We start from the raw sequence: 12835 nt of genomic DNA, 5'->3' as shown, positions 1-12835 counted from the left end.
TCCCGGGGAGGGGGAGAGGGAGAGGAGGGCAGGGGGCGGCTCAGCCCGCCGTGGCCCCCGCAGAACCGTCCACCGGGCCGTCGGCCGTGTCCCGGGCGGATGCCGCCGGGCTGTCGGCCGTGTCCCGGGCGGATGCCGCCGGGCTGTCGGCCGTGTCCCGGGCGGATGCCGCCGGGCTGTCGGCTGCGTCCCTGGCCGGTACCGACGGGCCGTCGGCCGGGCCGGCCGCGGGGTCGTCCGTCCGGTCCCGGGCGGTGCTCGCGTCCTGCGCGGTGAGCAGGGTCAGCTCCGTGGTGAGGTTCTGCCGGGCCGGCTCCTCCCACTCCCGGACGCCGTGCGGGGTGCGGAACAGCCGGGGCAGCTCCAGCAGCCGGCGCAGCACCGCCGCGCGACCCTCCCGGAAGGCGTCGTCCGGGACGAAGCCGTACTCCTCCCGTACCGCCGCCGCGTAGGCCGCGTACGCGTCGGGCGCGCCGGCCAGCACCGCGAGGTCGGCGTCGCACAGCACGGCGCCGTCCCGGTCCTCGTCGTCGGGGTCATGGGTGAGCGTCAGCAGGACCAGCCGGGCGACCTCCGCCGTACGTGCCGGGGCATGGCCCAGCTCGGTGAGGGCGCGCTCCGCGAGCCGGGCGCTGCGCTCCTCGTTGGTGGAGCGCTCGGGGAGGTAGACGGCGTCGTGGAACCAGGCCGCGAGACGCACCAGATCGGGGTCGTCGGCGTACTCCGCCAGCTCGTCGATCCGGTCGAGCACCGCCACCAGATGGTCGGTGGTGTGATAGCGCCGCTGCGGCTCGGCCCAGCGTCCGAGCAGGTCATCGGCGTACCGGTCGAGCTCCACGGCCCCCGGGCCCGGCTGCGGTGAGCCGGCCGGGCCGGCCGCCGTGTCGGACTCCGGGCCGGGCCCGGACGCGGGCAGGGCCACCGACACGGCCGACCGCCAGCGCCGGCGGAGGTCGTCGTGGGCGGGGTGCTCGGGGAGTACGGCCATGCGGCTCATTGTGCCGCGCGGACGCCTCGGAACCGTCCGGGGGCCGGTGTCCGTCCCGGTGTGCGGAAGGACGCCGGGGCCCCGCCCGCGCGCCGGCGCCGAGCCATCCCACAGATGCCGGAAGTGGGCGGCCCGTGATCGACCCGCCGACCATGACACTGCCCCGGTCACGGCAGGCGCCCAGCGGTACAGCCGCGACCGGCCGCGTACCGGCATCCAGGACCATCGTGCCGGACGGACTGCGGGTGATGGGCGCGCCGATGGTGGTGGCCTGGCCCACCACTGTCCGGGCCCTGGGTGGTGGCTGGTCGGCCTCCGTTGGGCCGGCCTCTTCCCTCGCGCGTGCCCGGTGGCGGCTCGGCCGCCACGCGGACGTGGCACACTGGGCCCCCCTCTCCGGAAGACAACCCCGACCGGCTGAGCGAGCGCCCGCTCGCCCGCCCGCTGCGGCGCAGGCTCTCCGCGGGGGTGGCCGAAATACTGAAGCTGTCCGACAGATGAGCCGCCCGGAACGCCGGATGAATCGCTTCTGCTCGTAGTCGCGCCCCAGGACGGCCGCTGGTCCCGGCTCGTCCGTCCTGCGCCTTTCCGCAGATGTTCCGAGTCTTCCGGGGCTTCCGGCTTTTCCGGGGCTTCCGGTCGCCGGTGGCGGGCCGTGTTCCGGGCTGCCTTTCCGGCCATGGGCGCCGGTCGCCGGTGCCGGGCGCCGGGGCGCCCGGCGGTCCGTCCGGCTGGCTGCCGCTGCCGGTACGGCGCTCAGCGGGCCGGGGTCGCTCCGCTGAGGGCCGGCTCGTCAAGCGCGGTGCGCCAGGCGCGTACGGCGGTGGGGGAGACCGGGGCGGTCCAGCCTGTCGGCCGGGCGGCGCCGCCGATGTGGAAGGCGTCCACACCCGCCGCCAGCAGGGTCGGCAGATGATCCAGCCGGAGCCCGCCGCCGACCAGCAGCTGGGGCTCGTACCCCGGCTCGCCCCGCCTCGCCGCCTCCGCGAGCAGGGTCGGCAGACCGTCGTCCACGCCGGTCGCGGAGCCCGCCGTCAGATAGGTGTCGAGGCCCGGCAGCCCGGCCAGCTGCCCGCGCAGCGCGTCCCGGTCGACCGCCCGGTCGATGGCCCGGTGGAAGGTCCAGCGGCAGTCCGCCAGCTCCGCCACCAGCAGCTCCACCGCCGCCAGATCGGCCCGGCCGTCCGCGTCCAGGAAGCCGAGGACGAACTCGCCGGCCCCCTCCTCGCGCAGTTCGCGCGCCGCCCTGACCAGCGCCTTGACGTCCCCGGCCGCGAATCCGTCGGCCAGCCGCAGCATCACGCGCAGCGGGAGGTCCACGGCGGCGCGGATCCGGGTGTAGGTCTCCCGGGACGGGGTGAGGCCGTCCGCCGCCATGTCGCTGACCAGCTCCAGGCGGTCCGCCCCTCCGGCCTGCGCGGCGATCGCGTCCTCGGCGTCGAGGGCGATCACCTCCAGGACTGCACGGTTGCTCATGGGTTCCATCCTCCGGCCGATACGGGGCTCGATACGTCCCGCGCCCCGCTTCGGGCCCGGGTCGCGGGTCCGACGGGGATTCTGGGCGCTCACAGGTCTAGTCCACTCACCAGATTAGTGCCGTTGTACGGGGAAGGCACCCGAACGATCACGCCAACTAGGACGGGGAGTGAGCCGAGGGCCCCGGAGTGCGCCGTCGCTGCGCCCCGAGCGCGTATCTCCTGACAAGTGCCGGGTCCGTCCGGGCGGGTGCGCTCGCCCGAATGGACTATGGGCGAGGACCTCGGGCGGCGGGACAGTGAGGTGGCTCCCCGGGCCCCGGGCCCCTCGAAACCGGGCTTCGCCGCCGACCCGACCGTCGACGGCAAGGGTCAGGTCCTCGTGGCGTACGCCCCGCGTGTCCGTCGGCACACCTTCTCCGTGGTCCGCGCCCCCGCGCTCGCGCCGGGCGGTGCCCTCCGGCGGGGGCGGGGGAGGGCCGGTCCCAACCGTCCCGCCCGCTCCTGTCACGCCGCTCCTGTCATGTCAGCCCTGTCATGACAGCCCCGAACACCACCCCCTGGTCCCCCTGGAGGTCTCCCATGCGTACTTCTTCCCGGCTCGGCGCGCTGCTCGCCGCTCTGTCGGCCCTGGTGGGGGCGGTCGCCGCGCCCGCCACCGCCGCCGCCCGGCCGACGGCGGCGGTCCTGAACGTCATCTGTCCGGTGGGCTCCAACATCTCCACCTACACCCCGGGCCTGACGTACACCGCCAAGCCGACCCACTTCGCCGCGACCGGCCAGGTCTCCGGCTGTGTCTCACTGGGCAACCCGACCCTCACCGGGGCCAATTTCACCGCCGCCGGTGACGGAATCGCCAGCTGCATAGCCGGCTCGTTCACGAACACCGGCGTGTACCACTGGAACACCGGGCAGAGCAGCACCGTCGTGGGCACCGGCTCCATCGATCTGAGGCCCAATGGGGAGACCGTCTTCGTGCTGGTCGGCAAGGTCACCAGCGGCCTGTTCAACGGCGCCAACGTCGTGCAGACCAAGATCCTGCTCTCCACCGACCTGACCGCGTGCCTCACCCCGCAGGGCCTGACCAGCATCGCCGGTCCCATCACCCTCACGATCACCTGACATCTGCCCCCTGACGCCTGCCCCCTGACGCCCGACGCCCGACGCCGGCTGTCCGAGCGCCAGGCGGCGGGTCGTCCGGCCGGTGCCGGCCCGGCCGCCGCTACGGCAGCGGTCCGGCCGGGGCCAGCTGGGGCGGCAGCGGCTCGGCGTGCAGCACGGTCAGCCCGGAGACCGCCCGGGTGAGCGCCACGTACAGCCGGCGCAGCCCGGTCCGCTCGTCGGGCTCGCCCGCCACCACCGCCGCGGGCTCGTCCAGCACCACGTAGTCGTACTCCAGGCCCTTCGCCAGCGAGGCCGGCACCAGGGTCAGCCGGGACTCGGCGGTCGTCTCGTCGCCCGGCGACAGATACGGCAGCCCCGCCTCCGCCAATGCCTCCGCCAGCTCCGGCAGCCGGGCGTCGGCGGCGATCAGGCCCACCGAACCCGCCCGCCCCAGCGCCGCCCGGCAGGCCGCCACCACGTCCGCCGCGCCGGCCCCGGTCCGCACCTCCAGCGAACCGGGGGCCTCCCGCACCGAGCGCACCTCGGCCAGTCCGGGCGCGATGTGCGGCAGCAGCCGGGAGGCGTACGCGATCACCTCGCGCGGCACCCGGAAGCCGGCGGTCAGCTCCTCCACCAGCGCCTCCGGCTTGCCCAGGTGCTCCAGTGCCCGGGCCCAGCCACTGGTCGCCCACGGGGTGGTGCCCTGCGCCAGGTCGCCCAGGACCGTGGCGGAACCGGTGCTGCACCGGCGGCCGACCGCCCGGTACTGCATCGGGGAGAGGTCCTGCGCCTCGTCCAGCACCACATGGCCCAGCGAGTGCGTCCGGGAGACCAGGTCCATCGCCTCGTCGATCAGCACCGCGTCCGCCGCCGACCACCGTGCGGACCGCACCGAACGGGGCGGCTTCGCCCAGCGCACCGCCCGCTGTTCGGCCTCGTCCAGCAGCCCCTCGGCGTGCTCGGCCAGGAACTCCGGGTCCGACAGCAGCCGCAGCACCAGCCTGGCCGGCTCCACCTGCGGCCACACCGCCTTGACCAGCGCCTTCACCGCCGGGTTCCGGGCCACCGCGTCCTGCGTCCGGTCGTCCGGCGCCTCGCCCGCCTCCTCCATCCGGGTGAGCACGGCGTGCGCCACCCGCTGCGGCAGGGCGTCCCGGGCGGCGCCGTACCGGATGTCCCGGTCCAGCAGCTCCCGTACGAGCTCCGCCAGCTCGTACGCCGGGACCCGCCAGCGCCGGGAGCCGCGCACCACCACCAGCGCCTCGGCCGGCGTCGTCACCTGGGAGCGCAGCGCCCGGCGCAGCACCTCCGCCATCCGGGCGTCGCCCTTGACCAGCGCGGCGGCCGGCTCGTCCGTACCCCGCACCTCGACATGGGCGACCAGGTCGTCCACGGTCGCCTGGCGCACCTCCAGCTCGCCCAGCGCGGGCAGCACCTGCTCGATGTAGTGGAGGAACGAGCGGTTGGGGCCGATCACCAGCGTCCCGGTCCTGGCCAGCCGCTCCCGGTGCGCGTACAGCAGATAGGCCACCCGGTGCAGGCCGACGGCGGTCTTCCCGGTCCCGGGGCCGCCCTGCACACAGACCGTGCCGGCCAGCCCGGAGCGGACGATCTCGTCCTGCTCGGGCTGGATGGTGGCGACGATGTCCCGCATCGGGCCGACGCGCGGCCGCTCGATCTCCGCCCGGAGCAGCGCGGAGGTGTGACCGGCGGAGGCATCCGACGCGGCGGCCGGGTCCGGCGCGGCGGCCGGGCCCGGCACCCCGGCCGCCCCGGAACCCGGCCCGGCGGCCCGGCTCGGCGGTTCGGTGAGGGCCTCGTCCTCGTACGCGGTGAGCTCTCCGCCGGTGTAGCCGAACCGGCGGCGCAGCGCCACGTCCTGCGGGTCCGCGCGGGAGGCCCGGTAGAACGGCCGGGAGACCGGGGCCCGCCAGTCGACCACCATCGGATCGCCGGCCCCGTCGTGCACATGGCGCCGCCCGATGTAGAAGCTCTGCCCCTCCTGGGCGGCGGGCAGATAGTCGAGCCGGCCGAAGAAGAGGGGCGTGTGAGCGAGGTCGGCCAGTGCCTTGATCCGGTCCTCGACCTGGGCCTCCAGCACCGCCGCGTTCACCCAGTTGGCGGTTACGTCGCGGATGTCGAGCGCCCGTACGTCCTCCCGCATGGCCCGCAGCGCGGCCCGGGACGCCGCCAGATGCGCCCGCTCCCGCCCGAGCGGACCGGAATCCGGAGCCTCGGCCGGCCCGGGATCCGGAGCGTCGGCCGGCCCGGGATCCGGAGCCTCGGCCGCGGTGGCAACGGACGTGCCGGTACCGGCCGGTCTGCCTTTGGACGCTTCGGATGCTTCGGGCGCTTCGGACGGGTCGCGCTGTTCGGGTGCGTACGCGGGCATGGCGGAGCCTCCGGCTGCTGCTGGTCACGAGGGCTGGCGGGCCGTCCGGTACCGACCGGAGGGCAGCACTCCGCGAGGGGAGGCGGGCAAGCCGGGAAGTCTAGCCACCGACCCTCACCGCCCGCGAACCCTTTTCCGCCCGCACCCCCCGGGGCCCGGGCTCGTGGTGGTTCCGGCCCATCACCCCCGACGGCCCCTGAATTCGGGGTGTCCCTTCGTACTACTCCAGGTAGGGGAGGCCGTCCGCAGCGAGATGTACGCGGGCCCGGGGCCGATTCGGTCCCGGGACCGATGTGACGGGCGGAGGCGGAAACCACCATGGAGACATGACCCCACCCACATCCACCGCGCACCACTCCGGAGCGACCGCCCTCGGGACCGTGCCGCACTCCCCGCACCGCCTGGGCAACGCCCTGCGCGCGCTCAAGGTCTACGCCGAGGCGGCGCTGGAGGTCGTGGTCCTCGGTGAGTACGCCGAACAGGCGGGCGTCCGCCACCGCTGACGCCGACCGCCCCCGGCGCCACCGCCGCCGCGCCCCGGAAGCCCGGGACCGGCGCGGCGATGTGCCCCGGGCCCGGGATCAAGCAGCCGCGAGCCTCAGGACGCGTCCGGCTCCGACGCCGCCTCCGGGGAGTCGTCCCGGCCGGACGGCTCCGGTCCGCCCGCCAGCAGGTCGCTCGCGTCCACGATTCGGTAGGCGTACCCCTGCTCGGCCAGGAATCGCTGGCGGTGCGCCGCGAAGTCCTGGTCGATGGTGTCCCGGGCGACCACCGAGTAGAAGTGCGCCTGGTGCCCGTCCGCCTTGGGCCGCAGCACCCGGCCGAGTCGCTGGGCCTCCTCCTGGCGCGAGCCGAAGGTGCCGGACACCTGGATGGCGACGGTCGCCTCCGGCAGGTCGATCGAGAAGTTGGCGACCTTGGAGACCACCAGCACACTGATCTCGCCCGTCCGGAAGGCGTCGAAGAGCTTCTCCCGCTGGGCGTTGGAGGTCTCGCCCTTGATCACCGGGGCGTCCAGATGGGCGCCCAGCTCGTCCAGCTGGTCGATGTACTGGCCGATCACGAGGGTCTGCTGCCCGGCGAACTTCCGCACCAGCGCCTCGGTGACCCTCCGCTTGGTGGCGGTGGTGGCGCAGAAGCGGTACTTCTCCTCCGTCTCGGCGGTCGCGTACGCCAGCCGCTCCGACTCGGTCAGATCGACCCGCACCTCCACGCAGTCGGCGGGCGCGATGTACCCCTGCGCCTCGATCTCCTTCCACGGGGCGTCGAAGCGCTTCGGGCCGATGAGCGAGAACACGTCCGACTCCCGGCCGTCCTCCCGCACCAGGGTGGCGGTCAGCCCCAGCCGGCGGCGGGCCTGGAGGTCGGCGGTGAACTTGAAGACCGGTGCGGGCAGCAGATGCACCTCGTCGTAGACGATCAGGCCCCAGTCACGGGAGTCGAACAGCTCCAGGTGCGGATAGACGCCCTTCCGCTTGGTCGTCAGCACCTGGTAGGTGGCGATGGTGACCGGGCGGATCTCCTTCCTGGTGCCGCTGTACTCGCCGATCTCGTCCTCGGTCAGCGAGGTCCGCTTCACCAGCTCGTGCTTCCACTGGCGGGCCGAGACGGTGTTGGTGACCAGGATCAGCGTGGTCGCCTTCGCCTGGGCCATCGCACCGGCACCGACCAGCGTCTTTCCGGCGCCGCAGGGGAGCACGACGACCCCGGAGCCACCGTGCCAGAAGCCCTCGACCGCCTGCCGCTGGTACGGCCGGAGCGCCCAGCCGTCCTCGGCCAGCTCGATCCGGTGCGCCTCGCCGTCCACGTACCCGGCCAGGTCCTCGGCCGGCCAGCCCAGCTTCAGCAGCGTCTGCTTGATCTGGCCCCGCTCCGACGGGTGCACCACCACCGTGTCCGGGTCCACCCGAGCGCCCACCAGCGGCTGGACCTTCTTGGAGCGGAGCACCTCCTCCAGCACCGGCCGGTCGGTGGTGGAGAGCACCAGGCCGTGCGCCGGATGCTTGGTGAGCGTCAACCGCCCGTACCTGGCCATCGTCTCCGCCACGTCCACGAGCAGCGCGTGCGGCACCGGGTAGCGCGAGAACTCGACCAGCGCGTCCACCACCTGCTCGGCGTCGTGCCCGGCCGCCCGCGCGTTCCACAGCCCGAGCGGGGTGATCCGGTACGTGTGGATGTGCTCGGGCGCCCGCTCCAGCTCCGCGAACGGCGCGATGACCCGACGGCACGCGTCCGCCCGCTCGTGGTCCACCTCAAGCAGGAGTGTCTTGTCGCTCTGGACGATCAGTGGTCCGTTCACGCTTCACCTTTCCGGTCCCGGCGGCTCCCCGGCGGCCGGTCCGACGCCGGCCGCACGCCCGCTGCCGCGCCACGCCACCGGGTGGTGCTTCGCGTGGATCCTCGCGGTTCGCCGCGGTTTCCTCGCGTCCCACCGCTTCCGGTGGCGCGGCCAAACCCCCAGTGTCCCGCATCGGGCCGGTGAACGGGGGTGACACCGGACACTGCGGAGCGGCCGGGGCAGGTCCGTCCTCTTCGGCCAGGTCGGGCCGGGTCAGGCCGGGTCAGGCCGGGTCAGGCCGGGTCAGGTCAGGCCGAGTCGTCGGGATCGTCGGGGTCGGCGAGTTCGGAGACGCCGGTGACGCGGTGGAGGGGGTAGGTGCGGACCTCGTCAGCGGTGTGGTCGTAGGCGGTGACGAAGCCGCCCTCGACGCGGACCGGGGCGATGACGCGCTGGCTGGCGGTGCCCTCGGCGTTGACGTAGCCGATCCAGACGGCGGAGCCGGTGAGGGCGGCGGCCTGGACTGTGGCCAGCGTCTCGGCGGCGGAGGTGCGGGGCAGGCCGCCGGGGGTGCGGGCGGGTTCCGCCGCGGCGGGCTCCTTGCGGGGGACGGTGGCGGCCAGGTCGCCGGCGCGGATCGCCCGGACGGCGGCGCCGAGCAGGGTGTCGTCGGGCAGCGGCGGGCCGTCCGGGACGGGGGCGGGGGCGGCCCGGGGCGGGGTGCGGTGGGCGTCGGCCCGGGTGATCAGCACATCGCCCTCGGCGGATTCGGCGGCCGGGGCGTACCCCAGGGAGCGCAGCCCGTCGAGGAGGGTGGCGGGGTCGGTCTGGGCGGCCAGCACCGTCGGGGCGAGGCGGCGCAGCCGCAGGGCGGCCGAGCGGCGGTCGGCGAGGATCTCCCCGAGCAGGGCGTCGTCGTCGCAGCGCACATAGGCGGCCGCCGCCCCGACCCGGAGGTGGCCGTGGCGGCGGGCCACGTCGTCGATCAGATAGCTGAGCGGCTGAGGGACCGGCGTCCGGGAGTGGGCGGCCAGGAAGGCGTGCAGGTCGGAGGCGGCCCGGCCGGCGTCCAGGGCGCGGCGCACCGAGCCGGGGGTGAAGCGGTAGACGGTGGCCCCGCCCTTGGACTCCACGTCCGCGAGGACGGCGAGCGTCTCGGCGAGCGGACGCTCCAGCGGACCGGGGGCCACGGCGGTGAGGTCGGCCTGGAGGAGGACGTGGTCGACGGGCTCGGGGAGGAGGGGGGAGAGGAGGGCGGCGGGGGAGCCCAGGGAGCCGGGGCCGGAGCCCGGGCCGTGATCGGCACCTGCACCGGAACCGGCGCCCGGGCTGGAACCGGCGCCCCCACTGGAACCGGCGCCCGGGCCGGGGGCGGCACCCGCGCCGGAGCCAGGGCCCGAACCGGATACGGGGCCGGAGTCGGGGGCGGGGCCAGGAACGGGAGATCCGTCGCGGACCCGGTCGAGGAGGGCTCGGCCGTGGGTGGCGAGGGCGCCGCGGCCGGTGACGCCGAGCAGTTCCGCCTCCGCCAGGGTCCAGCGGGCCAGCCGGGCGCGCAGGTCGGCCCCGGTGCCGGGCGCGCCGGCCGGGGCGCCGCCCCGGAGCGGGCGCTCCCAGCGGAGCCGGGCCAGCAGGGACTCGGGGTCGGGTGAGGCCCCGGCCGGGAGCCCCGCGAGGAGGGCCAGCACCCGGGCCCGTACCTCCGGGGCCGCACCCCGGTCCAGGTCCGGGCCGAGCGCCGCCAGGGTGCGGCCCTTGGCGTCCTGGCCGCCCACCAGGCCGGACGTCCGGGTGGCCACCAGCCAGGCGTCCGCCAGCCGGGCCCACCGCTCGGCCGCCGGGAGTTCCAGCCACGCGTCGTATGCGGGCGTGGGCGCGTAGCGCTCGTCGGCCTCGCCGTCCGAGGCCAGCAGCCCGGCCCCGTACGCCAGCTCCAGCCAGAACGCGGCGGTCGCCTCCGGCACGTCCAGCACGGCCGCCGTACGCCGCAGGTCGCGCACGGCCAGACCGCCCGCGCGCAGCACCGCCGGACCGCCCTCGTGCCACTCCCGCAGCAGGTCCTCCACGGTCGTCAGCGCGGTGTACGCCTGGCCCGCCGCCGCGCTGTCCACAACCTGTGGACGGTGCTCGTGCGCCGGTACCACCTCGGGCGCCAGCGGCTCCGGCGTCCGGTGCGCGCGCCCGGCGCGCAAATGCAGCGCGGCCTCCCGGGGCAGTACCACCGTGCGCGCCGACACCGGCAGCAGCAGCCCCCGGTCGCGCAGCCAGCGCACCGGTGGCGTCGGGTCGGCGGTCACCTCCCCGTACGGCGGCCCCCACACCAGCCGGTCCAGCACTTCCAGGGCGCCCGCCGGGGCGGAGTCCAGCAGCGCGGCCATCCGCACCCGGTCGGTGAAGAGGCCCGTCAACGCGGCGACGGCAGACACCGGATCGTGTGTATTCGGCAGCCCGGCCTCGGCCAGGATCTCCTGGAGCCGGCCCGGCGACATCCCGGCCGTCGCCTCCGCCACCGTCGGACCGAGTCCGGTCGGCGAGGGGTGCTGCGGCGACGGCACCAGCAGCTCGCGCGCCGTCCGCACCAGCCGCAGCCGGTCGTCGTCGCCCCAGACCAGGGCCTGTTCGCGCAGCACCTCCAGCGCCGCCGGCAGCGCGCCGGCCACCTCCGGGTCGCCGTCGTCCCCGGCCAGCAGCGCCCGCAGCACCGCGTACGGCGCCGGGTCCGGGGCCACCGCCAGCGCCTCGGCGGTCTGGAGCGCGAACCGGTCCAGCCGCTCCAGCGCCCGTACGACCGAGGCGCGGGTGCCCGCCCGGGTGGCCAGCTGGGTCATGTCGCCCGGCACCGGAACCAGCAGGTCGGGGCGGGCGCGCAACAGTGCCGCGAGCCCCTTGTCCCCCCGCGCGCGCAGCGCCTCCGCCAGCGTGCGGGGAGCCGCCGCACCACCCCTGCCGCCGGTGCCCCCGGGCAGGTGCGCCGCCGTGCCGCTCCTGTCCCCGGGCAGGTGCGCTGCCGTGTCACTCCTGCCTCCGGGCACATGTGCCTCCCGATCGAGCCCACCGGTCGCCATCCGCACCACGTTAGCCCCTGCGCAGGCGCTACCGTCGGGTCAGGACGGCAGCGCAGGGCCGTGGAGGGGCACCGTGGGGATCGAGAGCGACCAGCTGGTCTTCGACTATCTGAGCCGGGTCGGTGACCTGGCCCACCGGCAACAGCTGTCGTCACACGACCGGATACGGCTGGTGACATCGCTGCGGGGCGAGATCGACCGCCGCCGCGCCCAGGACTCCGCGAGCGGTACGGAGGGGGTGCGTTCCATCCTCGCCGCCCTCGGCACACCGGACGAAGTGGTCGCGCGCGTCGCGGAGGGCAGCCCGCCGCCCGCCCGGTTCGGGAGCACCCCGGCCCCGCCGCCGTCCGCGCCCCCCGCCGGAGCGCCGGACGGCTCCGCCGTGCCGTCCGCCTCCGCGCACACCGCCCCGCCGGCCCCGCCGGCCGGCCGGACGCGCCGGCTCGTACCCCGCCCCGGCCGGGCCCCGGGCGAACAGCGGCAGCGGCAGCGGGAGAGGCGAGCGGGGAAGTGGTTCGGCGCCGGGACGGGGAAGACGCCCGCCGAGCCCGCCGGTGCCTCGGCCGACGGGGAGCCGGGGTTCTCCGCGGGGCCCGCCCCGCAGGGGCCGCATCTGATCGGGCTGGACGAGATGGGCCCGGCCGGCCGGGCGCCGCGCTGGTGGAGCATGGCCGACGGGCCGTTCGGCGACGGGGCCGGCGGCTTCGGCGGGGTCGGGGAGCTCGCACCCGGGTTCCAGGGCGGCTTCGAGATCCCGGAGATGCTGAAGCCGCCGCCCGGCCCGAAGGACGAGGCCGGCAAGGAGGGGGACGAGGACGACGGGGACGACGGGCCGCCGCCGCCCGGGCGGTTCGGGGTGCTCTCCGACCTGGCCCAGGTCCGCCGCATCCGCCGGGAGCGGGCGGCGCTGGCCGGGGCGGAGGCGGCCGGGGAGGTGCCCGTCGTACCGGAGGCGCCCGCGCCCCGCGCGTCCTGGGGCAACCCGCTGCTGCTCATCGCCGCCGGACTGCTGGTGGCCGGGGCGGTGACCGGTTTCTGGCCGGTGCTCGTGGTCGGCTGGCTGCTCGCGTACGCGTCCCGCCGGCTGAGCCGTACCGAGGCCAAGCTGGCGGTGTTCGGCGTGCCCGGGACGGTCGCGGTGGGCGCGGGCGTCTGGTTCTGGGGCCGGGCCGGCGGACGCTGGGGCGAGCCGCTGCCGCCGGGCCAGGGCGCCCTGAGCGAGGCGCTGGGCGGGGCGTTCCCGGTGGTGGTGCGGATCGCCGCCGTGGCCTCCGCGCTCTACCTGGTGTGGCGGGCGCGGAGGCTCTGAGGATCGGGGCCCGGTGGAGGGGGACCCGCTGCGGCCATGGCGCTCTGCCGAACTGGTGGCCACGGCCCTCGGCGGTCGTACTGGTGGTCGCGGCCCCTTCGGTGGCGGGGCCCGGTGGCCATGGCTTTCGGCGGCGGGCCCGGTGGTCGCGGCCCCGGGTGGTCGGACTGTCGGTCACGGCCCTCGGGGGCCGGACCGCCGGTCACGGCCCTTGGCGCCGACCC

General features: G+C 76.0%; 7 protein-coding genes and 1 pseudogene. 3 read left to right on the top strand and 5 right to left on the bottom strand.

The genetic code is table 11. The features are described from left to right. Positions 1 to 271 precede the first annotated feature (271 nt). Positions 272 to 988, bottom strand: a pseudogene (locus tag NX801_RS09925) (HD domain-containing protein); the annotation flags it as partial. Between the two features lie 756 nt (positions 989 to 1744). Next, a complete protein-coding gene (locus NX801_RS09920) occupies positions 1745 to 2464 on the bottom strand; it encodes a copper homeostasis protein CutC (RefSeq protein WP_258786928.1) in 720 nt (239 codons plus the stop codon). A 581-nt stretch (positions 2465 to 3045) separates the two neighbouring features. Between NX801_RS09920 and NX801_RS09915 the strand changes: the two genes are divergently transcribed. Further along, a complete protein-coding gene (locus NX801_RS09915; RefSeq protein WP_258786927.1) occupies positions 3046 to 3585 on the top strand; it encodes a hypothetical protein in 540 nt (179 codons plus the stop codon). Positions 3586 to 3685: 100 nt separating this feature from the next. Here NX801_RS09915 and NX801_RS09910 read toward each other — a convergent pair whose 3' ends face one another. Continuing rightward, entirely contained in the window at positions 3686 to 5731 is a 2046-nt protein-coding gene (locus NX801_RS09910; RefSeq protein WP_428986111.1) for a HelD family protein, read from the bottom strand. A 554-nt stretch (positions 5732 to 6285) separates the two neighbouring features. On the opposite strand from NX801_RS09910, the gene NX801_RS09905 reads away from it, so the two are divergent. Continuing rightward, positions 6286 to 6462: a hypothetical protein gene (locus NX801_RS09905; protein ID WP_258786926.1), complete on the top strand. Its 177-nt coding sequence runs from the start codon at positions 6286 to 6288 to the stop codon at positions 6460 to 6462. 95 nt (positions 6463 to 6557) lie between these two features. Here NX801_RS09905 and NX801_RS09900 read toward each other — a convergent pair whose 3' ends face one another. Beyond that, on the bottom strand, positions 6558 to 8258 hold the full coding sequence (locus NX801_RS09900) for a DNA repair helicase XPB (RefSeq protein ID WP_258786925.1): 1701 nt from the start codon (positions 8256 to 8258) through the stop codon (positions 6558 to 6560). Positions 8259 to 8545: 287 nt separating this feature from the next. Further along, positions 8546 to 11302, bottom strand: coding sequence for a helicase C-terminal domain-containing protein (locus NX801_RS09895; protein WP_258786924.1), 2757 nt, complete (start codon positions 11300 to 11302; stop codon positions 8546 to 8548). Between the two features lie 73 nt (positions 11303 to 11375). Here NX801_RS09895 and NX801_RS09890 point away from each other — a divergent pair, with 73 nt between their 5' ends. Continuing rightward, the gene (locus NX801_RS09890) at positions 11376 to 12611 is read left to right on the top strand and encodes a hypothetical protein (protein WP_258786923.1); all 1236 of its coding nucleotides are present in this window, start codon (positions 11376 to 11378) and stop codon (positions 12609 to 12611) included. Positions 12612 to 12835 lie beyond the last annotated feature (224 nt).

Origin of the sequence: Streptomyces pyxinae (assembly GCF_024756275.1) — a bacterium.
GTDB classification, from domain to species: Bacteria; Actinomycetota; Actinomycetes; order Streptomycetales; family Streptomycetaceae; genus Streptomyces; species Streptomyces pyxinae.
Note: the sequence above shows the minus strand (reverse complement) of the source record. Positions and strands in the feature narration are given on the sequence as shown.

Bases quoted from the DNA above. Each gene is read 5' to 3' on its own strand.
- NX801_RS09920 (WP_258786928.1), bottom strand. From the start codon at position 2,464: ATGAGCAACCGTGCAGTCCTGGAGGTGATCGCCCTCGACGCCGAGGAC.
- NX801_RS09915 (WP_258786927.1), top strand. From the start codon at position 3,046: ATGCGTACTTCTTCCCGGCTCGGCGCGCTGCTCGCCGCTCTGTCGGCC.
- NX801_RS09910 (WP_428986111.1), bottom strand. From the start codon at position 5,731: ATGCGGGAGGACGTACGGGCGCTCGACATCCGCGACGTAACCGCCAAC.
- NX801_RS09905 (WP_258786926.1), top strand. From the start codon at position 6,286: ATGACCCCACCCACATCCACCGCGCACCACTCCGGAGCGACCGCCCTC.
- NX801_RS09895 (WP_258786924.1), bottom strand. From the start codon at position 11,302: ATGGCGACCGGTGGGCTCGATCGGGAGGCACATGTGCCCGGAGGCAGG.